Source organism: Cognatundibacterium rugosum (assembly GCF_014284365.1).
Classification (GTDB): Bacteria; Pseudomonadota; Gammaproteobacteria; order Burkholderiales; family Burkholderiaceae_D; genus Undibacterium; species Undibacterium rugosum.
In genome coordinates this window covers 1-345 of record NZ_JACOGG010000067.1, presented here as the reverse complement: position 1 = coordinate 345, position 345 = coordinate 1, and the positions used below count along the sequence as shown (strand labels likewise).

The 345-nt window shown below is 50.4% G+C and carries 1 pseudogene; it reads left to right on the top strand.

Annotation, left to right across the window (positions count from 1 at the left end):
- Positions 1-345, top strand: a pseudogene (locus H8K47_RS18080) (IS3 family transposase); the annotation flags it as partial.

Below are 345 nucleotides of genomic sequence, written 5' to 3'. Positions count from 1 at the left end.
TACCTGCGCATGGAGAACGAATATCTAAAAAAGTTGAAAGCCTTAGTTCAGGAGCAGGCACAGGAAGCAGCGTCACGCAAAAAGCGCAACTCATCCAGGAACTAAGGCAAAAATACCCCATTGCCGGCTTGCTGAAAGTCGCGGCCATGGCGCGCAGCACGTTTTATTACCAGCAAAAAGTAATGCTCATTGAGGATAAGTATGCTGACTTAAAAGAGCACATACGCACGATTTACGCGCGCCATCAAGGACGTTACGGATATCGGCGCATCACGGCCAGCATTCAGCAATCCGGGGTGGCGGTGAACCATAAAACCGTGCAGCGCCTGATGACAGAGTTAGGCT